Annotated in this window: 19 protein-coding genes and 1 pseudogene; 4 read left to right on the top strand and 16 right to left on the bottom strand. The window is 65.2% G+C overall.

The window, feature by feature from the left end:
- Nucleotides 1-5: 5 nt before the first annotated feature.
- The 6 genes from ACZ5KP_RS15150 to ACZ5KP_RS15125 form a co-directional block, all read right to left on the bottom strand.
- Complete coding sequence (locus tag ACZ5KP_RS15150) at nucleotides 6-1,661, bottom strand: ABC transporter substrate-binding protein (protein WP_460918728.1); 1,656 nt, start codon at nucleotides 1,659-1,661, stop codon at nucleotides 6-8.
- 230 nt (nucleotides 1,662-1,891) lie between these two features.
- Nucleotides 1,892-3,295, bottom strand: a complete 1,404-nt coding sequence (locus ACZ5KP_RS15145) for a glutamate-5-semialdehyde dehydrogenase (protein ID WP_460918727.1) — start codon at nucleotides 3,293-3,295, stop codon at nucleotides 1,892-1,894.
- A gap of 40 nt (nucleotides 3,296-3,335) precedes the next feature.
- Nucleotides 3,336-4,196, bottom strand: coding sequence for a glutamate 5-kinase (gene proB, locus ACZ5KP_RS15140; protein ID WP_460918726.1), 861 nt, complete (start codon nucleotides 4,194-4,196; stop codon nucleotides 3,336-3,338).
- A 4-nt stretch (nucleotides 4,197-4,200) separates the two neighbouring features.
- Complete coding sequence (proC, locus tag ACZ5KP_RS15135; RefSeq protein ID WP_464761850.1) at nucleotides 4,201-4,944, bottom strand: pyrroline-5-carboxylate reductase; 744 nt, start codon at nucleotides 4,942-4,944, stop codon at nucleotides 4,201-4,203.
- Nucleotides 4,945-5,266: 322 nt separating this feature from the next.
- Entirely contained in the window at nucleotides 5,267-6,313 is a 1,047-nt protein-coding gene (locus tag ACZ5KP_RS15130; RefSeq protein WP_460918724.1) for a tyrosine-type recombinase/integrase, read from the bottom strand.
- Entirely contained in the window at nucleotides 6,306-6,725 is a 420-nt protein-coding gene (locus ACZ5KP_RS15125; protein ID WP_460918723.1) for a DUF5805 domain-containing protein, read from the bottom strand. The genes ACZ5KP_RS15130 and ACZ5KP_RS15125 overlap by 8 nt, the downstream gene beginning before the upstream one ends.
- Nucleotides 6,726-7,415: 690 nt before the next feature.
- On the opposite strand from ACZ5KP_RS15125, the gene ACZ5KP_RS15120 reads away from it, so the two are divergent.
- Both ACZ5KP_RS15120 and ACZ5KP_RS15115 read left to right on the top strand, forming a co-directional pair.
- Complete coding sequence (locus ACZ5KP_RS15120; RefSeq protein WP_460918722.1) at nucleotides 7,416-7,661, top strand: DUF8015 family protein; 246 nt, start codon at nucleotides 7,416-7,418, stop codon at nucleotides 7,659-7,661.
- Nucleotides 7,662-7,696: 35 nt separating this feature from the next.
- Nucleotides 7,697-8,692 carry an ornithine cyclodeaminase family protein gene (locus ACZ5KP_RS15115; protein WP_460918721.1) on the top strand — a complete coding sequence of 332 codons (996 nt, stop codon included), beginning with the start codon at nucleotides 7,697-7,699 and terminating at the stop codon, nucleotides 8,690-8,692.
- A 6-nt stretch (nucleotides 8,693-8,698) separates the two neighbouring features.
- Here the strand turns inward: ACZ5KP_RS15115 and ACZ5KP_RS15110 are convergent, their stop codons facing one another.
- From ACZ5KP_RS15110 to srp19, 3 genes are all read right to left on the bottom strand, one after another.
- Nucleotides 8,699-9,820: a presenilin family intramembrane aspartyl protease PSH gene (locus ACZ5KP_RS15110; RefSeq protein ID WP_460918720.1), complete on the bottom strand. Its 1,122-nt coding sequence runs from the start codon at nucleotides 9,818-9,820 to the stop codon at nucleotides 8,699-8,701.
- A 136-nt stretch (nucleotides 9,821-9,956) separates the two neighbouring features.
- Nucleotides 9,957-10,178: an H/ACA ribonucleoprotein complex subunit GAR1 gene (locus ACZ5KP_RS15105; protein ID WP_460918719.1), complete on the bottom strand. Its 222-nt coding sequence runs from the start codon at nucleotides 10,176-10,178 to the stop codon at nucleotides 9,957-9,959.
- A 56-nt stretch (nucleotides 10,179-10,234) separates the two neighbouring features.
- Entirely contained in the window at nucleotides 10,235-10,516 is a 282-nt protein-coding gene (srp19, locus tag ACZ5KP_RS15100; RefSeq protein ID WP_460918718.1) for a signal recognition particle subunit SRP19, read from the bottom strand.
- 364 nt (nucleotides 10,517-10,880) lie between these two features.
- Here srp19 and ACZ5KP_RS15095 point away from each other — a divergent pair, with 364 nt between their 5' ends.
- Nucleotides 10,881-11,465 carry a thioredoxin family protein gene (locus tag ACZ5KP_RS15095; RefSeq protein ID WP_460918717.1) on the top strand — a complete coding sequence of 195 codons (585 nt, stop codon included), beginning with the start codon at nucleotides 10,881-10,883 and terminating at the stop codon, nucleotides 11,463-11,465.
- Nucleotides 11,466-11,498: 33 nt separating this feature from the next.
- Here ACZ5KP_RS15095 and ACZ5KP_RS15090 read toward each other — a convergent pair whose 3' ends face one another.
- From ACZ5KP_RS15090 to ACZ5KP_RS15070, 5 genes and pseudogenes are all read right to left on the bottom strand, one after another.
- Entirely contained in the window at nucleotides 11,499-13,505 is a 2,007-nt protein-coding gene (locus ACZ5KP_RS15090; RefSeq protein ID WP_460918716.1) for a PAS domain S-box protein, read from the bottom strand.
- Nucleotides 13,506-13,742: 237 nt separating this feature from the next.
- The gene (locus tag ACZ5KP_RS15085; protein ID WP_460918715.1) at nucleotides 13,743-14,918 is read right to left on the bottom strand and encodes an acyl-CoA dehydrogenase family protein; all 1,176 of its coding nucleotides are present in this window, start codon (nucleotides 14,916-14,918) and stop codon (nucleotides 13,743-13,745) included.
- 75 nt (nucleotides 14,919-14,993) lie between these two features.
- Complete coding sequence (locus ACZ5KP_RS15080) at nucleotides 14,994-15,755, bottom strand: ABC transporter permease (protein WP_460918714.1); 762 nt, start codon at nucleotides 15,753-15,755, stop codon at nucleotides 14,994-14,996.
- A gap of 23 nt (nucleotides 15,756-15,778) precedes the next feature.
- Nucleotides 15,779-16,681: pseudogene (locus ACZ5KP_RS15075) on the bottom strand (ABC transporter ATP-binding protein); the annotation flags it as partial.
- 103 nt (nucleotides 16,682-16,784) lie between these two features.
- A complete protein-coding gene (locus ACZ5KP_RS15070; protein WP_460918713.1) occupies nucleotides 16,785-17,453 on the bottom strand; it encodes an O-methyltransferase in 669 nt (222 codons plus the stop codon).
- Between the two features lie 269 nt (nucleotides 17,454-17,722).
- Between ACZ5KP_RS15070 and ACZ5KP_RS15065 the strand changes: the two genes are divergently transcribed.
- Nucleotides 17,723-20,005 carry a methyl-accepting chemotaxis protein gene (locus tag ACZ5KP_RS15065; protein ID WP_460918712.1) on the top strand — a complete coding sequence of 761 codons (2,283 nt, stop codon included), beginning with the start codon at nucleotides 17,723-17,725 and terminating at the stop codon, nucleotides 20,003-20,005.
- Nucleotides 20,006-20,158: 153 nt separating this feature from the next.
- On the opposite strand, the gene ACZ5KP_RS15060 is transcribed toward ACZ5KP_RS15065, so the two are convergent.
- Together ACZ5KP_RS15060 and ACZ5KP_RS15055 are read right to left on the bottom strand one after the other, a co-directional pair.
- Complete coding sequence (locus tag ACZ5KP_RS15060) at nucleotides 20,159-22,141, bottom strand: AMP-dependent synthetase/ligase (protein WP_460918711.1); 1,983 nt, start codon at nucleotides 22,139-22,141, stop codon at nucleotides 20,159-20,161.
- 205 nt (nucleotides 22,142-22,346) lie between these two features.
- On the bottom strand, nucleotides 22,347-23,291 hold the full coding sequence (locus tag ACZ5KP_RS15055) for a mechanosensitive ion channel family protein (protein ID WP_460918710.1): 945 nt from the start codon (nucleotides 23,289-23,291) through the stop codon (nucleotides 22,347-22,349).
- Between the last annotated feature and the right edge of the window lie 32 nt (nucleotides 23,292-23,323).

The raw sequence follows: 23,323 nt of genomic DNA, 5'->3' as shown, positions 1-23,323 counted from the left end.
GGAGGTTACTGGCTCCCGGGCAGGCTCTGTGCCTCGTTCACGAGGGCGTCGAACTCCTCGTTCTTCCACGAGGTCAGTGCTCCGCCGCTGGTCAGCAGCGGAATGAGCGTCTGAGAGGCGTCGAACACGGCGTTTCCCCACCCGATCAGATACCACTTCGGACTGGTCTCGATGTCGCCGTCGGTCAGTTCGCCCGCGAGATTTTCGAACACGCGCTGGTTGACGGTCGCAGTGACGTTGTCGAGGTCGTCGATGTAGCCAGCGGTCGCCTGCGCGATCTCGAGGTCGTTGAGGTATCGGCCGACCGGCGTGTGGAGTTCGAGCTCCGCTCCGTCGTACTCAGAGGCCTCGATGAGCTGGTTGGCGAGCTCCGGATCGTAGGGGTAGGGATCGAGGTCCTCGTTGTAGCCCACGAACCCCTCGAGCGTCGGCTGGGCAGTCTGGTCAGCGAAGCTCTGAAGCGTATCCTGGACGATCGTCTCCAGATCGATCGCGTAGTTCATCGCGCGACGGAACAGCGGATCGTCGAACGGCTCGACGTCGTAGCGCATCCCGTTGTAGATGATGCGGGTACTGGGAACGGGTGCCATCTCGGCACCGCTGGCGTTCTGGACGTTCGAGACCTGCTGGGGCGGGACGTTGACGATGACGTCCGTTTCGCCCTGAATCAGCTGATTGACCCGTGTGCTGCTCTCCGACACTCCGCGGAACGCGAGCGAATCGAACTCCGGTGCACCTCGCCAGTGGTCCTCGTAGGCCTCGTACTCCACCACGCTCGTTTCGTAGTTGGTGAGCTGGAAGGCCCCCGTCCCGTTCATGTTACTGTTGATCTCCGAACTGCTCCGGGATTCGATCCACTCCTGCTGGACGATGTTACAGTAGGAGGCGAACAGCGAGAAGATGACGGGGTTGATGCCATCGGAGAAGACGTCGACCGCTCGTTCACCGTCGACGACCTCCGCACCGGTCACGCCCGCGAGCTGGTCGTTCTGCGGGCTGACGATGCCCACCTCGGGATCGACCACGCGGTTGATACTGTACGCGACGTCCGACGGCTGGAGCTCGTCGCCGTTGTGGAACGTGACGCCGTCGCGGATGTGGAACCGGACGTGACCGGGCTCGATGCGCTCCCAGTCCTCGGCGAGTGCGGCCTCGATCGATCCGTCGCTGGCCCGCATCAGCAGCCGGTCGTAGGCCTGGGTGACGATGTTGTCGGTCGGGGTCTCCCGGTGGTCGTGGGGATCCAGCCCGGTGTCCATCTTGCCTTGCGTCACCGTCACGGAGTTGCCCTCCGGGGACATCTGGATGGCCCAGATCAGTTCGTCGTTGCGGGGCTCCCACTCGAGACTGGTCTGCTTCCCGTAGTTGCTGTACTGCCGGTTCAGGAAGATCCACGGCGCTTCCTGGTGGGCGGCGAGGTTGGCACGCTGGAGGTACGCGTCACGGCCCTCGGGTTCGTCGAGGTCTTGCCAGTTCTCCTCCTCGTCGATGCCGTTGCCGACGCCCCCACCGCCGCCGTCGCCGTTCGTGTTGTTCCCACTGTCGCCGCCGTCACCGTCCCCACCGGAACAGCCCGCGAGTGCGACAGTCGCTACTGACGCCCCGGCAGCGGTTCCGTGCTTGAGAAACGACCGCCGATCGAACCAGTGATCGTCCGACATACCTGAACGGATGAGCGATGCGGCCTAATAGTTCATGGTTAATAAATAGACATATAGGATAGTATTTTCAAGTTCCCATACCAAAACTAGTATCCTGAACTCATATGGCCAGTAATCAGATTATAATTGGTCTATTAAATCAATATGGGCAACATAATCCCAGCGTACGACCGGATTCGCATAGAATTCGTGCCTGGAGCAGCGAATCCCCGAAGCGCGAACTGGCTACGTTACTCGGTCGACCGGTGTCCCGGCCGCCACTCATCGTCGAAGTCCTCGTGAAGGAACGGTTTCGCGTCCGCGCCCGCGTACGTACCCACGATCTGGCCGTCGCCCTCGAGGTAGTACTGGTACGTGGTCAGCCCCTCGAGGCCGACGGGGCCGCGCGCGTGGATCTTGCCCGTGCTGATCCCGACCTCCGCACCGAGGCCGTACCGATAGCCGTCGGCGAACCGCGTCGAGGCGTTGTGGAAGACGCTCGCGGAGTCGAGACTCCGCATGAAGTACCGGGCGTTCGCTGCCTCTTCGGTGACGATCGAGTCGGTGTGCTTCGAGCCGTACGTCGTGACGTGGTCGACGGCGGTTTCGATCGAGTCGACCACCCTGATCGAGACGATCAGATCGCCGTACTCGGTCGCCCAGTCTTCCTCGGTCGCCGCGATCACGTCGGCGTCGACGCCGCTCGCCTCGACGATCGACCGCACCGTCTCGTCGCCGCGGACCTCCACGTCTGCGTCCCGGTAGCGCTCGACCATCTCGGGGAGGAAGGAGTCGGCCACGTCCTCGTGGACGAGCACGGTCTCGACGGCGTTGCAGACCGCGGGATACTGGACTTTGGCGTCCAGCGCGATCTCCGTCGCCATCGATAGATCGGCCTCGTCGTCGACGTAGACGTGACAGACGCCCTCGGTGTGACCGAGCACCGGAATGTGCGTGTTCTGCTGGATGTACTCGACGAACTCGGAGCTGCCCCGGGGCATTACGAGATCGATCGAATCGTCCATCTCGAGGACGGTGTCGACGTCCGCCCGGGCCTCGATGAGCTGTGCCCAGCCGTCGGGAACTGACGCCGAAGCGTCGGACGCGGAATCGGCACCGGCCGAGCCACCCTGGGTCGCTTCCTCGATCAGATCGAAGAGCACGCGGTTCGAATGGCTCGCCTCACTACCCCCTTTCAGAATGACTGCGTTTCCGGACCGCAGACAGAGCGCGGCGATCTGGACGAGTGCGTCCGGCCGGGACTCGAAGATGGTCCCGACGACGCCGATGGGGACGGAGCAGCGGTAGAGTTCGAGGTAGTCGTCGAGCTTCCGGGCTGTCTGGGTCTCGCCGAGCGGATCGTCCTGTTCGGCGACGCTGCGGACCATCTCCTCGATGCTCTCGAGTTTCGACGGCGAGAGCTCGAGGCGGTCGACCAGCGCCTGGGTGTACTCCCCGGCAGCGAGCAGCTCCTCGGCTTGCTCGACGTCGCGCTCGTTCGCCGCGAGGATCTCGTCGTGGTGGGCCGCGATCGCGTCGGCGATCGCGTGGATCGCCGAGGACCGATCCTCGTCGGAGCTCTTCGCCAGCGAGAGTGCTGCTCGCTCTGCCGCTTCGACCTTCGCCTCTGTCGATTGCTCGGCGGTCTCACTCATTGAAAATCACCGGTCTGCGTCGTCCGATTCGGCAGTACCGTCATTCGGAGTCACCGTTCGTGGGCACGAAGATGGTCCCCACGGGTTTGCCTTCACCGATCTTCGCGAGCACGGACTCCTCAGTCGACTTGCCGATGATCGCGGGGATCTCGTGCTCGCTCGCCGCGCGCGCGCCGTGAACCTTCGTCTGGATACCGCCGAAGGTCACCTCCGAGCTCTCCTCGACGGCTGCCTGGACATCGGCGTAGTTGCTGCCGACCGCTTCGACGAGCTCAGCGGACGGGTCGTCTTTCGGATTCGCCGTGTAGACGCCGCCGACGTCCGTCAGCGTGACCAGGAGATCCGCCCCCACACCGATCGCGACCGACGACGAGAGCATGTCGTTGTCGCCGATGCGGATCTCCTCGGTGGCGACGGCGTCGTTCTCGTTGATGATCGGCACGACGTCCCACTCCAGCAGCGTCTCGACGGTGTTCGTGAAGTTCGTGAACCGCTCCGTGTCGTCGAGGTCGGTCTCGGTCAGGAGGAGCTGGGCGACCTTGCGGTCGTAGCGCCCGAAGCTGTCGGCGTACGTCGCCATCAGGTGAGACTGGCCGACCGTCGAGAGGGCCTGGGCCTCCTCGACCGTATCGCTGGGGTGGTCCACCCGGCCCTTTCCGGCGCCGACGGCCCCGGAGGAGACGAGGAGCACCTCTCGGCCGTCAGCGAGGAGATCGGCGATGTCGTCGACGAGCTTGTCGACCTTCTCGCGATCGAGGTTCGAGTCGTCGTCCGTGAGCGTGTTCGTCCCGGCCTTGACGACGACGCGTTGGGCTTCGGCAGCCTGCGTTCTGGCTGCCTCGATCGTCGCTGCCTCGACAGCGGGAATCGCGGTGGCGGCGTCGGTCTTCGAATCGCTCATCGAATCACTCCCCCGCGGACTCGCTGGCGAGTTCCTTCGATCGTCGCTCGGCGGCGGCCACCGCCGCGGCGAGTTGCTCGTCGGCGTCGCCGTCCCAGAGGACCTCCATCCCCTCGATCGTCGTCCCGTTCGGCGAACACACCGCGTCGATGAGATCCTCGATGTCGTCGTCGGAGCGGAGCACCGTCTCTGCGGCACCCTTGAAGGTCTGGGCCGCGAGCACCCGAGCGTCGTCCTCGTTCAGTCCGGCGTCGACGCCAGCGTCCTGCATCGCCTGGATGAGGTAGAAGACGAACGCGGGGCCGCTCCCGTTGACGGCTGTGGCGACGTCCATCTGCTCCTCATCGACCTCCACGAAGACGCCCGCCTCCTCCAGGAGCGCCTCGATTTCGGGCGTGAGTTCGCCACCGGTCACTGCCGCTGCCATGTTTCCGGTCGCTGCAGCGAGATTCGGCATCACGCGAACGACCGAGGCGTCGGTCAGCGGCTCGATGACGTCCGTCGAAACGCCAGCAGCAAAAGAGACGAGCGTCTGCTCTGCAGAGAGGTCGAGATCCTCGACGAGCGCCGGTGCGATGTCGGGCTTCACGACCAGGAAGACGATATCTGACTCGGTCGCGCGCTCGAGATCCGTCGTCGTCTCGCTGCTGTACTCGGCGACTGCGTCGAGTGCCGCCTCGTCCACGTCGTAGGCGACCACGCTGTGATCGCCAGAACGGGCAAGGCCGCGCACGAGGGCACTCCCCATGTTGCCACACCCGATAACGCTAGCTCGTGCCATTCTATGGTCACCATCGACGGGTGAGGAACATAGCGCCTGTGATTTTGCACTCGGATCGAACACCGGCGAGCGACGGCACTGTCGGCGGTGCAGGCGGGTGTTTCGGCCGGATTTCGACCGTCGAATCTCGCCCGATCCGTCCTGTTCACTCTATATAGCGACATGCAGTGTACAAGTCGCATATCCGCCCCAGGCAAATAGTTTATATAAAAATACCATTCAGTGGCTATATCTGATAGAATTGCACCGGTACCCGGACTACGGCGAAGCAAAACGCGAAGCGAGGTCGTTACGCGGAGTTCGTGAGCGAGTAGACGTTCGCCTCGTACACGTCGCGAACCCGGCCGCCCCAGTTGTGCGTGTACGTGTCGATGATGTCCTCGGCGACGTCCCCGCGGAGGTACTTGACGACGCCGCGATCCCCGGTTCGGTCCCGGAGATGGGTCGTGAAGAAGTGTCGAAAGTAGTGGGGCGTGACGTTCTCCCCCGCCCCAGCGCCCGCCTCGTACCACCCCGCATCCTCGGCGTAGGACCGGACGATTCGACGTACGGAGTGGGGTTCGAGCCGGGCGCCCCAGTCGCCGTCGGTGGACCGGAAGAGCGGCGCAGGCTCCGCCCTGGAATCCGGTCGCACCGCGAGCCATCGAGTGAGTTCGCGGGCGAGCTCGTCGTCGATCGGGACGATCGTCGAGCGCTGGCGCTTGTTCGCCGCCGAGCGATCGTCGGAGAGTTCCGTTCCGGCAGCGACGTAGAGCGCGTTCGGACGGTTGTCCAGGGCTGCACGGGGGCGGACAGCGGCATCCGCCCGGATATCGCCCTCGAGCGAACAGTCGCGGATGTCGAGATTGCAGAGTTCGCCGACTCTGATGCCGGTTTTCAGGAGCGTGACGACGACTGCACGGTGTAGCGGATGGTCGATCGAAGCCACGAACGCACGGACGTCCGGGACGCTCAGATCGCGTCGCGTCGGGTTCTTCTCGATCCGCTCGTCCATCTCCTCGCGAACGAGCGCCATCGGATTGGCATCGAATTCCTCGACCCGAACCATGTAAGCGTAGAACCGGTGGACGTAGGCCGCGTAGGAGGCGATCGTACTTCGGGCGTACGACCCACGGAGCTCGTGGATCCAGGCCATACACTCCCTGCGCGTCGCTCCTTCCGGAACGGTCGTATCACCGGGAACGCGCTCGGGGTCGGCGAGGAACGTCTCGAAACGCCGCAGGACCCGCTCGTAGGCGTCGAGGGTCCGCTGGCTCTTCCCGTGGTACCGCTGTTCCTCGAGGAAGTGTGCGATCGGGTCGCCGGTCGCCGACTCGGACGTGACGGTTCTAGCCATCGTCGGTCACCCGGTACCCGCCGTCAAGCCGATCGTGCTCGACCAGCTCCCGTTCTTCGAGTCGATCCAGCGCCGCGTCGACGTCGCGACGGAAATCGTCGGCCACGACCTCGACCAGTTCGTCGAACTCGAGGGGGCCATCAGCCAGCGCTTCGAGGACGGTGCTTTCGAGGCCCTCACCCCCAGGGGTAGCGTCGCCAGAACCGGGTTCCTCGATACTCGGCTCAGACGGGCTGTGCTCGATCCCCTCGAAGCCACGCTTCCCGGCCTGCACCATCGAGCGAACGTACTCGCTGAGGCTCATCTCGAGTTCCTCCGCGTGTTCGGCCCAGGCCTCCTTCTGGTAGACCGGAACGTACGTTCGCACGGACGTGCGTTCGGCGTCCCGCTCGGTCGCGGATCGATCGGCCATGAACTGAGGCTTACGGGCCACCCACATCAATCTATCCCCACTATCGCAGATAAGAGTCCTTATCGTCGTATGTGACACCCTATTTTCGGTGGTTCTGGCCCACATTCGACCCATTATGACAGGTTGTCTATAGATTAGGAAGGATCCGTGCACACATCCCACGTTCCAATATATTCTCGGGATTGTCCCCTCTGGGAGTGAGTCACCTGTTTGCGCTCCGATTTTCATGTCATTCCGTACCACGGGCGATGACCGTGCACCGAGCGGCTCGACGGACTGTGATTGGCATCGGGACGTTCGTAATCGAGAATGCCAATGAGAACGAGCAGTGGGAGAGAAGCGGGAGAGAGAGAAATACTGGAGATGCAGGAGAGAAGCGGGAGAGAGGAGACAGGGGGGTCGAAGCGAATCCTAACGCCGTCGTTGAACGCCCCACTCCCGTAGGGATCGAAGCAGGCCGGCGGTTCTGAAAACGTGTTCGTGGCGACGAAGGTGGTGAGTTCAGTTGAGACCCAGGATCGCTACGAGCGTGCCGGAGAGTCACTCTACGGCCGATAGAGGAAGATAAGATAATATTATACATAAGTTATGAGGATGTTGTAGCTTCAGTTTGAAGGAGTCATCAGTGAAATACTCCTCGCATACTGGGGCAACACTTATGATATATGTCGTGCTATTAGCATACATACTATGACTGGATACTACGACGCCGTTCTCGCACTCATTCCGGTCGCACTGCTCGGAATCGGCGGCGCGCTCCTGGTCGCTGGCGTGCCACAGCCGATCGCCGTCTCCGTCGCTGGCGTCGCGTCCGTCGGGATGATCGGACACGCGATCTTCGTCAAGGGCCCCGTTGCCTCGACGACCGGGACCCCAGCGAACGACGCACAATCCGGTTCGCCCGATGCCGCCGGCGCGTCGGTACAGGCCGACTAAACAGGTCTTTCCTCCTCCGGTCCCTCCGTACCCGTATGCAGCCAGTGTTCCTCTCCAGCGACGACCTCGAAGGACTGGCAGGTCCAGCGGCGTTCGTCGACGCCGTTCGCGAGGGCTACCGCCAGCGTGGCAACGGCGCGCCGGCGAAGCCACGGACGACGCTCGGGTCCGCAGACCCACCCGGAATGCTCACGGGCTACACTGCGATCCTCCCCGAAACCGGCGTCATGGGCGGCTACACCTACTCCGCGGGGTTCGGCGAAGCGGACGCCTGGTTCGTGACGCCGCTGTTCGACGCCGAGACCGGTGCCCCGCTGGCGATTCTCGACGGTGCATGGATGAACCCGTTCAAGACGGGCGCTACGGGGGCGCTCGCCGTCGACGAGCTGGCACGAGACGACGCCGAGATCGTCGGCGTGATCGGTTCGGGCGCACAGGCACGCGGCCAGCTCCGGGCCATCGATACCGTTCGCGACGTCACCGAGGTCCGGGTCTTCTCGCCGACGGAAGCCCACCGCGTGGCGTTCGCCGAGGAGTTCGACGAGCGACTCGAGGCGGCCGTGAGCGCCGTCGCAGACAGCGCTGACGCGGTCGAGGGCGCGGACGTCGTCGTCACGGCCACGAACGCGAGCGATCCCGTCTTCGACGGCGAGCGACTCGCTCCGGGCACGCACGTCACTGCGATGGGACAGTACCATCCCGAGAAGCGGGAGCTGGACCACGAGACGATCGCACGGTCGCGGTACGTGCCGGACCTCGAAGAACGCGTGAGCCAGGACGCCGGATCCTTCCTCCACGCACAGGAGGCCGGCGTCGTCGAGGAATCGCACGTACACGCCGAACTCGGTGCGATCGTGGCGGGAAGGGCGGATGGGCGGACGAACGACGAACAGATCACCGTCTTCGACAGCGGTGGGACGGGTATCGAGACCGTCGCTGGCGCCAACTTGCTCTACGAGCGAGCACGAGAACAGACGCTGGGCACGGAGATCGAACTCTCGGCTGCGAGTGAGTCGCTCACCGGGCGATAAAGGCGTTCACAGCGGAAGGCCAAGTGCCTCGAGGAGCCCCACACCGCTCGCGAGTGCTCCGACGAGATAGCCGCCGATCGCGCCGCCGTTGAGCATTGGCAGACCGGCGTGTGGACGACCCTTTAGGACCATCCGGAGCAGGAATCCAAGGCCGATCAAGGTCCCCAGGAGCGCCGTAAGTGCCGGGAGATTGATCGCGAGCAGCGGAACGTCGAACAACGGCGCCGTATCCCGGAGGAAGTAGGCCGCGCTGACGACCAGAATCGTCGGCATGACGGCGTCGCCGAGCCCGATGTAGATGGCGTCGCGAGTGGATTCGTCGGCTTCTGCGTCCGTAGATCCAGCCGCTTCTCCGTCGGGGTTCGCCGCCCGCTCACCTCCACTCGAGGTTGCGTCTCGGGCTTCCTGACTGGAGCCACCGGCGTCGTCGCCATCGTCGGTCTGATCCGGCGAAGCTTCCTCCGAATCGAGTGCAGACGGGCCGTCGTCGGACAGCAAGGAGAACGAACGCGTGGTCGGCACCACCAGCAGGACGGGGAGATTGAGGTCCGTCACGCCCTCGGCGAGCGCGAGCATGTGCTCGGTTCCGTAGACGCTGATCGCGTCGTAGACGGCCAGCAGAACCAGGAACGCGATCGTCAGCTCCGGCGTGAAGGCGAGTCCGAAGAGCCCTGCTGCGCCCGCGCCGAGAACGACCCCGGCAGCGTCGATGACGTACCACTCCGGGTGGACGAACAGCGACGCCACGAGCACGCCTGCGGCGGCGAAAGGAAGCACGAACACCAGCGTCTCGAGCACCGTCCCAGCTGTTCCACCGGCAAGATTCCCGGGTGTAGCGGACGCGAGGATTGTGTCGAGCACCAGCCAGCAGATCCAGCCACAGGACAGCAGGACGAAGCCCCGAATGATGCGCTCGAGACCGAACTTGATCGCGGCCAGCATCCCCGCCGTCGCGACCAGAATGACGCCGAAGAAGTACGCCACGTTCCCCGCGTTCGACGGGTCGTCGACGGGCTGGGCACCCGCTGCGACGTAGGGATCGAGGAGGGCGAGAGCACCGATTTGAATGCAGAGGAAGAGGCCGATCGTCCCTGCGACCGCCGTGAGCGATCGCGTACGGTCGTCCATACCGGACGGTCGGCTGGTCGCCCCTTGCCCGTTACGCTTCCGGCGGACGGCCGAGCACGATGCCGGCGTTGGAGTCGACCGAGGAAAAGGCAGCTAACTCGGGATCATAATCGGACGTCGAAGAACGATCAGCGCGTCACCGAACGTATAGTGGTTCGCCGAGGAGCGACGGCAACTGCCGGGACTCGGCCGGTGAGACGGTCGCGAAGGGCGCTGCGACGGGGCCGAACACGTCGACGACGGTGCCAACCGTTTCGAGCTGGTCGTCGACGACCTCCGTCCCGATGTCCGGGACGTCGTCGACCCTGACGATCGCGAGTCCCTGCGCGATTCGGTTCGTCGTTCCAAGTCGTTCCATAGTGGGTTGTGGGCGTTTCGACGGCCAGTGTGAACGCGGCGTCGATACCGGGGAGTTCAGTTCCGCAGGGCGGTGACGTAGGCGCCGACTGCCTGGATCAGGTCCGACTTTCCAGTGTCGGTAGCGTCGTGGACGACGACTCGTCCCCGAGCCGTGTGGTGCTCTCGGGGATATGCGACGTCACGTTCGACGGTGGCGTCGTACCCGACCTGACCGACGGCTTCGGCGATCTCTTCGACGGTCGGCTCGTCGACGGCCAGATCACCGGGAACCCGGCGGCCGTTCGACCGAGAGAGCGTGGCGTCGAAGTACGCCGGCCAGAGGACGTTCTCGACCATACGAACGCTCCGGGTGGATGCGGTTTAACCCCTGTGCTCGGCGGCCGATCCCGGGTGTTCGACGGTCGATCCCGGGTGTCGGATCTGACTCCCCGAGACGAGGCCGGCTCCTTAGTGATCGTCGACGGCTCGAATCGCCGACTATCCGGCAAAAGTACCACAACAGAAACATATAATGCAACAAATACAATGGCGAACCGCCGCCACGTAAATGGTATAGCGCTATATCAAACTGGTTTGGTCCAAACAGACCACGAACGAACCGAAATTCGGGGTACGAGAGCGGAAACTGCGATCGCCAGGCCGCAATTTGATCGTGCTCACCGACGCAATCGTTTTGGGCGACGCCGCCGATCCCTCGATCATGGCCGGAGAGTCAGTCGACAGACTCGAGATCGGTGACGCCGCACCAGCCTTCGAACTCCGAGGGACCGACGGAGCGACCTACTCGCTGGCGTCCTTCGACGACGCCACCGCGTTGCTCATCGTGTTCACCTGCAACCACTGCCCGTACGCGCAGGCGAAACACCCGCTACTCAATCGAATTGCCGACGAGTACAACGACGTGGCGGTGGTGGGGATCAACGCGAACGACCCCGAGGCGTACCCCGAGGACTCCTACGACTCCATGGTCGATGCCGTCGAACGCGGGGAGATCGCCTACGACGCGTACCTCTTCGACGAGTCACAGTCGGTGGCAGCAGCCTACGGAGCAGTGTGCACTCCCGATCCGTTCCTGTTCGCCAACGACGACGGGTTCGAACTCGCCTATCACGGCCAGCTCGACGACGCCCTCGATCCCGACGACGAGGCGAGCAGGTTCCACGTTCGCGAGGCGATCGACGCTGTCCTCGCGAGCAAGCCCATCGACATCAACGCCGAGCCGTCGCGTGGCTGCACGATCAAGTGGCGCGACGGAAACGAACCGGAGTACTGGGACGAAATATAGGGCAGCGGACAAACCGGAGCAACTCCTCCCCCTTTACTCGGCCCGATCGACGCCAGTAAACTCGAAGCGAGCTCCGCCATCCGTGCCGACGGTCGCCGTCGGCGCCCAGTCGTGTGCGTGTGCGACTTCGCTCACGACCCACAGACCGATTCCGTTCCCCTCCGAGGAGGTCGTAAACCGAGACTCGAAGACGTTCTCGCGAACCGCGGGCGGAATGCCACTCCCGTCGTCTTCGACGAAGAACCCGAGGGTTGCAGCGTCCGGTCCTTCCAGCACGCCGACCGTAACTGAAAGTGGTTCGGAACGCTGCTCGGCGGACTCGTCGATGCCGTGTTCGATCGCATTCCGGAAGAGGTTCTCGAGCAATCGGAGGAGCCGGGACTGGTCGGCACTGATCTGTACGTCCGCATCGACGGAGAGCGTCGCGTCGCCAGTCTCGACGTTCGACCACGCCGCCTCGACGATGCTCCCGAGGTGGACGGGCCCTGTCTCCGTTGCGGACCGACCGCTACGTGCGAGTTCGAGGACGTCGTCGATCATCTCGTTCATCCGCGTGAGCGCGTCGTCCACCCGCTCGATCGGCGCATCGTCGTCGGCAGACTCCTCGACGAGTTCGAGATACCCCTGGGCGACGCTGAGTGGGTTCCGGAGATCGTGGGAAACGATCGAGGCGAACGCGTCCAGTCGTTCGTTCTGTCGCTGGAGTTCCCGTTCGCGTTCTTTGCGGTCCGTGATATCTCGTAGCACGCCGACCGTTCCACGAGACTGGCCGTCCTCGTCACTCGGAAGGAGCCCTACCTTGTTCTCACAGGGGAAGGGATCGCCCGTCTTCGGATGAACGGTGAGCTCCAGGGATTGCGAGCTGCCAGCGGCATCGTGGAGTGACTCGACGGCCGCGTGCCAGGACTCGCTGCTGTCGGGCCCGAGTATCATCTCGATGTGCTCGCCGAGCAGTCCCTCTCTCGCGTACCCCGTCATCGAACAGAGGGCGTCGTTGACGGTCATGAAGTGACCGTCGGCGTCGAGGGCGTACATCCCGTCCCCGACCGTCTCGACGAGGCGCTCGTGGCGACGGAGGATGCGTTCCTGCTGGTCGATACGGCCGCGAATGGCCATCCCTTCGAGCACCCGTGCGGTCGTTTCGGCGACGTCCAGGAGGGCCGTCCGTTCGGTCGGATCGAACCCATCGGGATCGGTCGAGTAGACGCCGAGCACGCCGAACAGCTCGTCGTCGGTCTGCAGCGGAACGAACGACAGTGCACGACAGTCCCGCGCGAGTGCCTCCGCTCGCCACGGAACGAAGGCGTCGTACTCCTCGACGTCCTCGGCGAACACCGGCGTCCGATCGCCGAGAACCTTCGCGAGGACCCCCGCGGCGTCGTCACCTGCAGGAAACGTCCGTGACCGAGGCCAGTCCTCCCCCGACGTCGCGGTGCCCCACGGAACGACCTGCCCCTCCCCGCGATCGAACTCGCCGATCCACGCGAACTCGTACCGGTCGTCGAGAACGAGCTGTTCACAGAGCGCAGCCTCGACGTCCCCCGGACGCGTCGCGTCGACGAGATCGCGTTTGATCGCTGAGATCGTCGTCTCGATGTGGGGAGAGTGGACCCCGACAGGAGCGGCCGACGCACCGAACCTGTTGGCGCTCCCGCCGGCCGCTGTGGAGCCGTCCCCGACGACGGAGTTCGCGACCCAGTCGGCGAGCGCGCCGTCCTCGCTCGTTCCAGCGTCGTCGAGAACGTCGACGACTTCCGCGACGGCGGTCAGTCGGTCGTTCGCCACCGCCTGGGTCGAGAGAACGAGCAAGGAGAGCTCCGGCCGGCGATCGCGGACGGCTGCGAGCAGCGTGGGTGCATTCGCAACCGTCTGCGCATCCGTCACCACCGCGTCGACGTCCTCGTCCTGGATGACGTCGACGCCGTCTGTGACGTCGGCGACGCTGAGGACGCTCACTTGCGGATAGGAGTACTCGAGCGGCGCGCTCACCAGCGACGCGAAGGACTCGTCGTCACTCAGACACAGGACGCGACTCGTCACAGCGTCGTCACCTCCAGTACGCCCATGCTCCCCACGAATGCGGACACTTCGAGAGCCATACGACGCCGCCGACTTTAATGCTTCTTGCCACCTGATGGAATCTCCAGTCATCGAGTGACCGGCGAACGCCGCACGACCTCGATCGACGCTCCCACCCCCTCGATCGGCGATTCCGCGACCTCGATCGGCGCTCCCACGACCTCGAACCGCGATCCCGCGATCCGGTCGTCGCTCCGTTCAATCCCCGGACTGTCGGTAGACGAGGTTGCGCTGGATTTCGTTGGCGCCCTCGTAGATGACCGGGATCCGGACGTCCCGGTACACCCTGGCGATGCGACGGTCGGTGAGGATCGAACGGCCGCCGTGGAACTGCATGCCCTGCTCTGCACAGTCGGTGGCCGCCTCCGTCGCGACTGTCTTGGCCATCGCCGCCCAGAAGCCCGGCTCCTCGCCGGCCTCGACCTTCTTCGCCGCACGCCAGGTCAGCGCACGAGCGCTCTCGAAGTCCATGCGCATGTCGGCGAGCCCGTGCTGGACCGCCTGGAAGTCGCTGATCGTCCGACCGAACTCCTCGCGGTCGTGCGTGAACGACCACGCCTCCTCGAAGGCGGCAGCGGCGAGGCCGAGGCCGTGCCCCGCGACGACGATCCGGCCGTGGTTGAAGAACTCGGCGAGCATCCAGAACCCCGCGCCCTCGGTCCCGATCACGTTCTCGGCGGGGATCCGGCAGTCGTCGAAGACGACGTGGGCCTGCTTCGAGGCACGCATCCCCATCTTCTCGGGGATGTGTTCGGCGTGGTAGCCGTCGGCGTCCGTCGGAACGATGAAACAGGTGTGGTTCCCGTACCGATTCGTCTCGTCGTCGCCGGTCCGGGCGTAGACCGTGAGCCAGTCGGCCTCGACGCCGTTGCCGATCCAGTACTTCTCGCCGTCGAGGACGTACTCGTCCTCGCCGTTCGGTCCGGAACCCTCCTCAAGTTCTGCGCGGGTCGACATCCCGGCGAGGTCGCTCCCGGTTTCGGGCTCGGAGACTGCAAGCCCGGTGAGCTGTTCGCCCTCTGCGACGGGCCGAAGGTACGCCTCTTTCTGTTCCTCGCTCCCGTACTCGGTGACGAGCTCCGCACCGAAGCTCGCCAGCTGGAGGGTGAGCGCGATGCCTGCGTCCGCGCGGAAGAACTCCTCGGCGATCGCGAGGACCTCCGTGAGCGAGAGCCCGCGACCACCGTACGCCTCGGGAATGTCCTGAGCGATCAGATTCGCGTCGCGAGCGGCTTCGAGGATCTCCCAGGGGTACTCCGCCTCGCGGAAGCACTCCTCGGCGTTCGGCTGGATATGCTCGGCGGCGAACTCGCGGGCCTCCTGCTTGACGGGACGGGCGTCCTCCGGGACGACGGACTCCTCGAGAAGCTCCATGTGCGAGCAACGGGCTCGGCTGGCAAGTATCCGGCGCGTCGATCGTCGGCCAGAGCGAGCAGGTGGGTCGGGGAGTCAATCCGTCAGCCCGACGCCCCGTTTCACCAGCCAGACGTCGAGGACGAGCACCGCGACCGTCGCCCCCACCAACACGCCGACCGACACCGCGGGCGTCAGATCCGAGTAGCCCAGCAGGCCGTAGCGGATCGTGTCCACCATGTAGACCATCGGATTGAGCAGGGAGACTGTCCGCCAGGTCGCGGGAAGCACGTCGAGCGAGTAGAAGACCGCGCCGAAGAACACCAGCGGCCGGAGGATGAACTGGTTCATCACCGTGAGATCGTCGAAGTCACGGGCGTAGAGCCCGCCGATGAGCCCGAGCCCCGCGAAGAGCACGCAGACCACGACCATCGTCACGGCGAGGACGAGCGCGTGCCTGATGCCGATCGGCGTGAAGATCCGACCGACCGCGCCGATGATGACGCCGACGAGCAGCCCGCGAAGCGCGCTCGCGCCGACGTACGCGGCGACGATCTCGGTGTAGGACAGCGGCGAGGTGAGCGGCTCCTCGATGTACTCGTTCCAGCGGCCGTGGAAGATCGAGAAGGCGGCGTTCTCGAAGGCGTTCGAGACTGCGCCGAGGACGATCAACCCCGGGAGGATGAACAGGACGTAGGGGAAGCCGGCGATTTCGTCGATGCGGCCGCCGAGGACGATCCCGAATACCGCGAAGTAGAGCACGTTCGTGATCGCCGGCGGCATGAACGTGTTCTTGGGTCGCCGGACGAACCGCTGGACCTCGCGTTTGAACAGCGTCCGACCGCCGACGGTCCACATCAGAGCCCACCTCCAGATTGCTCCGTGAGATCGACGAAGATGTCCTCCAACGACGTCCTGGCAATCTCGAGGTCGACGACCTCGTGGCCGGCGGCGTCGAGATCGCGGAGGAGCCGCGGCGCGGTCCCACCGCCGTCTTCGACCTGGACCGCGACGCGGCCGGCATCCATCCAGGAATCGAGGACGTAGTCGTCCAGCGTCGGCGGCGCGTCGAGGTCGGCGTCGAGCGTCACGTAGATCGTATCAGTGCCGCGGTCCATGAGATCCGCCGGCGTCTCGACGGTGACGACCTCGCCGTGGTCGAGGATCGCGACGCGATCACAGAGCCGTTCGGCCTCCTCGATGTAGTGGGTCGTGAGCAGGACGGTCGTCCCGTTCTCGTTCAGCTGCGTGATGATCTCCCAGAGGTCGTGCCGGAGCTCGACGTCAACGCCGGCGGTCGGCTCGTCGAGAATCAGCAGGTCGGGATCGGTCACGAGCGCGCGAGCGAGGAGGAGCCGGCGCTTCATCCCGCCGGAGAGCCAGTCGAATCGCTGCTCGCGCTTCTCGTAGATGCCGACCGTCCGAAGCACCTCGTGGGCCCGCTCTTTCGCCTCGTCGTGGGGAATGCCGTGGTAGCCGGCCTTGTGCATCAGCACCTCCTCGATCGGGAAGAACCGGTCGACGTTGAACTCCTGGGGCGCGATCCCGATGGCGTCCCGCGCTTCGCGATAGTCGTCGACGACGTCGTGGCCAAAGACCCTGGCAGAGCCGCCGCTCAGGCGGACCAGCCCGACCAGAATGGAGATGAACGTCGTCTTGCCGGCGCCGTTGGGGCCCAGCAGGCCGAAGAACTCGCCGTCCTCGACCCGCAGGGAGACTTCGTCGAGCGCCCGCAGGTCCCCGTACTCCTTCACCAGGCGCTCGGTCTCGATGGCCGGCGGCATGCGTGGCAGTCGATCGGTGGGCGAGAAAAGGCTGTTCGTCGCGGTCAGCGCCACCGGATCGACCCGACCGAGGGAGCCGGCGACGTCATCGAGCGCCGTCTGCTCAGGACTCCCGGTGACTCACCGCGAGCCCGGAGCCGATCGGGAGGATCGTCGTCTCGAACTCGGGATCGTCGCGGACGGCGTGGAGGTACTCGTCGATGCCCGTCGTCATCTCGTCGTCACTGGCAAGCGGCTCGTCGTCGTGCCATGCACGAAGCAGCGCCTCGAACTCGATCGTCCCGCCGGTCATCACGTTATCCGCGACGACGATCCCGCCAGGGGCGACCTTCTCCCGGACTGCCTCGAATGCGTCGGCGTAGCGGTGCTTCTGGTGATCGATCAACACCACGTCGAAGGGGCCGTCGTACGCCTCGACGATCTCCACGGCGTCGCCGTGCTCGTAACTGACCACGTCCTCGAAGCCGCCACGGGCCAGAAACTCCCGGCCCATCGCAATCTCGTCCTCGTCGATCTCGGTGCAGACGATCTCGCCGTCCGCGGGGAGCGCGCGGGCGAACCAGTACGCGGAGTAGCCGTAGCCCGAACCGAACTCGAAGACGCGCTCGGCGTCGACCATGCGGGCGAGTAGCTGGAGCCAGCCGCCCAGCGCGGGGCCGACGTGTGGGAAGCCGTGCTCCTCGGCGTAGGCGTCCATCTCTTCGAGAATATCGTCGGGCTGGGGGCCAACCGCACGAAGGTAGCGCGCGACATCGTCGGACAGTGGATCCATGTGAACAAGTGTGACCGTCTGCCACCTAAGGGTTCCTCACTCCCGGACCGCATCGAGGGAAGGGCGCAAGGAACGTCGGATTGCCAGTTCGGTAGCACGTTCGAGGCCATTCGAGGCCATTCAGACGACCGGGGAGTACGTACCACCTCCGAACCGCCTGTACGCGAACAAGTCACGAGATTGCGCCACATAGCGGTGCCATGTGTACGATAGGCGTAATTATAAATTTTCATAAAAGTATAGGTGTGTGATTGGTGAGGACGTATCCGATGGGTTCGCTCACACGGGCGCTGTTACCGAAGCGATTGCGAGCTAGTTACGGGAGGAAGTTCCTCGCTGCACTCGTCGTCGTGACAGTGATCACGGGATCGCTGGGAGCGTACGTCTACGTCAACGCGGGAGAAGAACTGCGCGGGGAGACGAAAGAGGAGCTGACCACGACGGCCGAGCTCCAGGCCTCACAACTCGACGACTGGACGACCTCGACGAGCGGGAACACGCGTTCGCTCGGAACGACGATCTCGACGATCAGCGGCCGCGACGACTCCTACGGGCGCATCCAATCGTTGCTGACCGGGACCGTCGACCGGAACCAGCACGTCATCGGTGCGTACTACGTCCACGAGGAGTCCGGTGAGATACGGCTCCAGGCGGGCGACCGCTCAGTCGTCCAGGGAGGCGACCAGCTCAAGCCCCAGGTGACCGAGCGCGTTTCGGGGCTGACAGGCGACGAGACGGGGCAGGTCAGGACCTCCGACACCTTCCGCGTCAGCGAATCGGGGTCCCCACTGACCGCGTTCGTGACCGAGACGCGCGGCTCGGAGACCGGCGCGGTCGTCGTGGTCGCGAGCCTCCAGTCGCTCTCGGCGGACGTGCTCCGGAGCTCGAACGGGGGCCGGACCGTCGTGACGGACGGGGACGGGACCGTCGTCATGGCGACGGACGACCGCGGCCTGCTGGCGAACGACGGGCTCTCGCTGAACGGGTCCCAGGGGTTCGTCTCCAGCACCGGCTCGTCGAACGGGTCGGTTGCGGTCGGCTACGCGACGGCCGGAGCCAACGGCTGGACGGTGTCGACGCGCGTCCCGAGGAGCGAGGCGTACGCGCTCCAGCAGTCGATCTCGAAGCAGATGCTCGCGATGGTCGCAGTGGTGTTCCTGAGCGTCGCGTTGCTGGGACTCACGATCGGCCGGAACACGGTGCGATCCGTCCGGGAGCTCTCCGAGGCCGCCGCGGAACTCGAAGCGGGCAACCTCGACGCCGACGTACCGACCGACCGCGCCGACGAGCTGGGCGACCTCGGCCGGGGGTTCGACCGGATGCGGTCGTCGCTGAAGCAGCGCATCGACGAGGTCGAGTCGGCTCGCGAGGACGCACAGGCAGCCCGCGAGCGAGTCGAGTCGCTCTCGGACCACCTCGAGCGGAAGGCCGACGAGTACCATGCGACGATGGTGACCGTCGCCGACGGCGACCTCACGAAGCGGCTCGACCCCGAGAGTCGCAACGAAGCGATGGCGGCCGTCGCCAGGTCCTGCAACGAGATGCTCGAGGAGATCGAGGCGACCGTCGCCGAGACGGAGTCGTTCGCCGCGGCAGTCGACGACGCGAGCGAGGCGGCCGCCGAATCCGCGACCGAGGTCAAGACCGCGAGCGAACAGGTGACCGAGTCCATCCAGGCAATTTCGGTCGGTGCCGACCGGCAGTTCGAGAGCCTCCAGTCGGTGAGCGCGGAGATGGAAAGCCTCTCGACGTCCACCGAGGAGATCGCGGCGACGACGAATCAGGTAGCGGACGTCGCCGAGCAGACCGCCGACGCCGGGCAGTCGGGACGCGCGGCTGCCACGGCGGCCGTGGAAGGGATGGAACGGATCGAGGCCGAGTCGGAGGACGCCGTCGACGCCATCGAGGACCTCGAGGCGGAGATGGCGGAGATCGACGAGCTGATCGAGTTCATCACCGACGTGGCCGAACAGACGAACATGATCGCACTGAACGCGAACATCGAGGCCTCGCGCGGTGGCGGCGACGAGGAGGGAGAGGGGTTCGCCGTGGTCGCCCAGGAGGTGAAGGAGCTCGCCTCGGAGACCAAGACGGCCGCCGAGGACGTCGAGGAGCGCCTCGATCGCATCCGCGAGGAGACAGACCGGACCGCGGCGGAGGTACGCGAGACGAAGGAGCGGGTCGCTACGAACGCCCGGAGCGTCCGCGAGGCCGCCGACATGCTCGACGAGATCGCCGACTACGCCCAGGAGACGAACACGGGCGTCCAGGAGATCTCTGCTGCGACCGAGGAGCAGGCCGCGTCCACCGAGGAGGTCGTCGCGGAAGTCGAGAAGGCGACGGGAATCGCCGAGCGGACGTCGACCGAAGCCGAGACTGTCGCGGCGGCTGCCGAGGAGCAGACGGCGAACCTCACGGACCTGACCGGCGAGATCGACGAACTCGCCAAGCGGGCCCGCCGGCTCTCGAGCAACCTGGCGACGTTCGACGTCGACGGCTCAACAGCGTCTCAACAGGCGCAAGTCGGTAGCGAGGTCGCCGACGACGACTGAGTCGCACCCCGGGTCGTCCCGTTCGATCCGCCGGAATTTCCACGCGGCCGGTCGGCGACGTCGCGAACGCGATTGTGCGCGGCTGGGCAGTCCGAACGTCTACGACAGCTGGGGTCCCCACAGATAGCTCGAGGCACGTCCCGCTGGTACTGTTCAGTCGGTCCGCGGCGCGGACGTGGCAGTCTCCTCCTCGGCGTAGATGTCCTCGATCAGGTCGTCGTACCGATCGACGATCTCGGACCGGCGCTTCTTGAGCGTGGGCGTCAACAGCCCGTTCTCCTCCGTGAACTCCGCGGGGACGAGCCGGAAGTCGCCGATCTGCTCGTGGGGTTCGAACCGCTCGTTGATCCGGTCGATCTCGGTCTCGATCCGGTCGCGCACGACCGAGAGATCGCAGATTGCCGCCGGATCGTTCGGGAGGTCGACGTCGTTCCTGTCCGCCCACCGGCGGAGCCCCTCGACGTTCGGCACGACGATCGCACCGACGTACTTGCGGTCGTCGCCGACGACGATCACCTGCTCGACGACGTCGCTGTCGACGAACGCGTCCTCGATCGGGGCCGGCGCGACGTTCTTGCCGGTTCGGAGCACGAGCAGCTGCTTGTTGCGCTCGTGGAACGTGAAGTAGCCGTCCGGTCGCTTCGTGACGATGTCACCGGTGCGGAAGTAGCCGTCCTCGGTGAAGGCCGCCTCCGTGGCGTCCGGCATGTTCCAGTAGCCGTCCGTCACGTTCGGCCCCTTGATAAGGAGCTCGCCGGTCTCGCCAAAGACGTCCGTGACCTCGTCCTGCAGGACGACCGAGCTGTCGATCTTCACGTCCATATCGACGACCGGCGGTCCGATCGTTCCGATCTTCACCTCGTCGGCGGGGTTGGACGTGACGACCGGTGCGGCTTCTGTCAGCCCGTACCCCTCGAAGATCGGGAGCCCCATGCCGTGGTAGAGCGTGCAGAGCTCCGCGGAGAGCGTCCCGCCACCGCTGACGAGCATCTCGACGTTCCCGCCGAGAGCGTCCCTGACGTCGGAGAACACCAGTTTGTCCGCGAGCCAGTACCGGACTTTCGTTCCGGCCCCGGGCTGGTCCGCCTGGTGGTACTCCCGGGCGACGTCGGTGGCCCAGTCGAAGATCCGTTCCTTCGTCGCGGATTCGGAGGCCTGCTCCCGGATCGCATCGTACATCTTCTCGTAGACGCGGGGGACGCTGGTCGCGCTCGTGGGCTCGAACAGCGCGAAGTCGTCCTGGAGCGTGTCCGGGCTCTCGGCGTAACAGACGGTGCCGCCGACGGCGAAGATTCCGAAGTGACCGGCGAGTCGCTCGAACACGTGCGCGAGTGGGAGGTAGGAGACGGTCCGCGTCGACTCGTCGATGGCGGGTACGCTGGGGTGTTTGTCGGGTCGGTTGCCGTGCCGGCGGTGGACCTGATTGACGTTCGCGCGGAAGTTCCGATGGGTGAGCCGGACGCCCTTCGGCTGGCCCGTCGTTCCGGACGTGTAGACGAGGCTCGCGAGGTCGTCCGGGTCGCGGGCGGCGAGCCAGGACTCGTAGGTGCCGGCGTCGAACTGCTCACTCCCCCGTTCGTAGATCTCGCCGAGGGTGTGGACGTCCACGGCTGCCTCGTCGAACTCGTCGGCGAGCGAATCGATCGAGACGATCCACTCCAGTGCGAGATCGTCGGCCACCTCGAGGACTCGCTCGGCCAGGGCTCCGTTCTCCACGACGACGCCGACGGCGCCGGGATCGTCGAGCAGGTACTGGACCTGGTCGGCTGACGAACTCTTGTACACCGTCGTCACGACGCCACCGGCCGCCATGATCGCGAAGTCCGACTGCGCCCACTCGAGGCACGTGTCCGCGAAGATGCCGACGCGGTCGCCCGCCTCCAGACCGAGCGATCGGAATCCGGCCGCGAGCGATCTGACGACGGTCTGCATCTCGCGATACGTGATCGTCTCGTAGTCGCCCTCGTCGGCGACCGGAATCGCGTCCGGAGCCAGCGAACGGTCCCGAATGCCACCTCTGTACCCCTGTGCGGGCTCGTCGGGAAAGCGCTCGACCGTCGCTTCCAGCATCTCCGGAAGCGTGTTCATCGTCGTTACCTCGTCGGAGAGTTCGCGTTCCGCCTCGAGATCCACCATAGGATGATATATCCTGAACATCAATGATAATAAACTATGGTGAGTCAAACGTCGAAAACCGCCCGCAGAAAACCGCTAACAACGGAATTCGCGTTTCTTCGTGGAGTTCTGGCCCCGTCGCCAGACGCGGAACGAATGCCGCGAGCAAACGGCGGACGAGAACGGAACCGTCGGCAGCCCGCGGGCGGACCCTGTCCGGCGGTGCTCAGCGATTTCGACTGACCGGGAATGCGACCCGATCGGGTGCCTCGTTGCAGCGCTCGAGGATCCGCTCGTAGAGCTGATTCCTGACGGACTGGCTCTTCTTCGGGTGGACGAGATAGCGCAGGCGGAGCTCGACCCAGCTCTGCTCCTGGACGACGTTGACGGAGGGCCGCTCCCGGACCTCGAGCTCGACGGGCGTCTCGTCGAGCACCTCGCGGTACTGGGCGATCCGTTCGGCCATCTCGTCGCCGAGCAGGTCGTCGGCCTCCTCGACCATCACGGATCGGGCGAACTCGAGGTCGGTTTCGTATGCGACCTGCAGCGTGAGCTCGTTCCAGACGTAGGGGAAATCGTCCCAGGAGAAGTTGTAGACCTGCGTCGAGAGCACCGTGCTGTTGGGCACCGTCACCAGTCGGCCGGAGGGCTGGTTGCCCGAGACCAGCTCGCCGCCGACCTCCCAGAGCGTCGTGACGAGGAAATCCACGTCGATCACGTCGCCCTTCGCGTCGTCGATGCGAACGCGATCGCCGACGCGGTAGGGCTGTTTCACCACGATGTACGCCCAGCCGATCAACGAGGCGAGTGGCTGCTGGAGCGCGAACGTGATCGCGAACCCGACGACGCCCAGCGAGACCATGAGCCCGAGCCAGCGCTGGGTCAGGAGTCCGAGGACGGCGAGCGCGACGGCCACGAAGATCGCGAGGCGCAGAATCGTGAGCAGGCTGTGTGCACGCGCCTTGGTCGGCGCGGTCGCGACGATCGCGCGCGACGCGAGGAGATAGAGACCGTACCCGGCGGCGACGATTCCCAACGCCACGACGAGCTTCCAGAGGATCGAGTTGGGGAGGCCAGTCGACCCGGGAGCCGACAGCGTCGAGAGCACCGCTCCTGCGAGCGCGAGCAGCCCAGCGAGGACCAGGAGTCCGATGCCCGCAGTGCGTTTCACGTCCGTCGAGTGGATCGGTCGTCGGAAAGGTG

This window comes from Salinarchaeum chitinilyticum, assembly GCF_055390775.1.
Note: the sequence above shows the minus strand (reverse complement) of the source record. Positions and strands in the feature narration are given on the sequence as shown.

Bases quoted from the DNA above. Each gene is read 5' to 3' on its own strand.
- ACZ5KP_RS15080 (WP_460918714.1), bottom strand. From the start codon at position 15,755: ATGTGGACCGTCGGCGGTCGGACGCTGTTCAAACGCGAGGTCCAGCGG.
- ACZ5KP_RS15070 (WP_460918713.1), bottom strand. From the start codon at position 17,453: ATGGATCCACTGTCCGACGATGTCGCGCGCTACCTTCGTGCGGTTGGC.
- ACZ5KP_RS15125 (WP_460918723.1), bottom strand. From the start codon at position 6,725: ATGGCCGATCGATCCGCGACCGAGCGGGACGCCGAACGCACGTCCGTG.
- srp19 (WP_460918718.1), bottom strand. From the start codon at position 10,516: ATGGTCGAGAACGTCCTCTGGCCGGCGTACTTCGACGCCACGCTCTCT.
- ACZ5KP_RS15115 (WP_460918721.1), top strand. From the start codon at position 7,697: ATGCAGCCAGTGTTCCTCTCCAGCGACGACCTCGAAGGACTGGCAGGT.
- ACZ5KP_RS15060 (WP_460918711.1), bottom strand. From the start codon at position 22,141: ATGGTGGATCTCGAGGCGGAACGCGAACTCTCCGACGAGGTAACGACG.
- proB (WP_460918726.1), bottom strand. From the start codon at position 4,196: ATGAGCGATTCGAAGACCGACGCCGCCACCGCGATTCCCGCTGTCGAG.
- proC (WP_464761850.1), bottom strand. From the start codon at position 4,944: ATGGGGAGTGCCCTCGTGCGCGGCCTTGCCCGTTCTGGCGATCACAGC.
- ACZ5KP_RS15095 (WP_460918717.1), top strand. From the start codon at position 10,881: ATGGCCGGAGAGTCAGTCGACAGACTCGAGATCGGTGACGCCGCACCA.
- ACZ5KP_RS15065 (WP_460918712.1), top strand. From the start codon at position 17,723: ATGGGTTCGCTCACACGGGCGCTGTTACCGAAGCGATTGCGAGCTAGT.
- ACZ5KP_RS15130 (WP_460918724.1), bottom strand. From the start codon at position 6,313: ATGGCTAGAACCGTCACGTCCGAGTCGGCGACCGGCGACCCGATCGCA.
- ACZ5KP_RS15105 (WP_460918719.1), bottom strand. From the start codon at position 10,178: ATGGAACGACTTGGAACGACGAACCGAATCGCGCAGGGACTCGCGATC.
- ACZ5KP_RS15110 (WP_460918720.1), bottom strand. From the start codon at position 9,820: ATGGACGACCGTACGCGATCGCTCACGGCGGTCGCAGGGACGATCGGC.
- ACZ5KP_RS15085 (WP_460918715.1), bottom strand. From the start codon at position 14,918: ATGGAGCTTCTCGAGGAGTCCGTCGTCCCGGAGGACGCCCGTCCCGTC.
- ACZ5KP_RS15120 (WP_460918722.1), top strand. From the start codon at position 7,416: ATGACTGGATACTACGACGCCGTTCTCGCACTCATTCCGGTCGCACTG.
- ACZ5KP_RS15150 (WP_460918728.1), bottom strand. From the start codon at position 1,661: ATGTCGGACGATCACTGGTTCGATCGGCGGTCGTTTCTCAAGCACGGA.
- ACZ5KP_RS15145 (WP_460918727.1), bottom strand. From the start codon at position 3,295: ATGAGTGAGACCGCCGAGCAATCGACAGAGGCGAAGGTCGAAGCGGCA.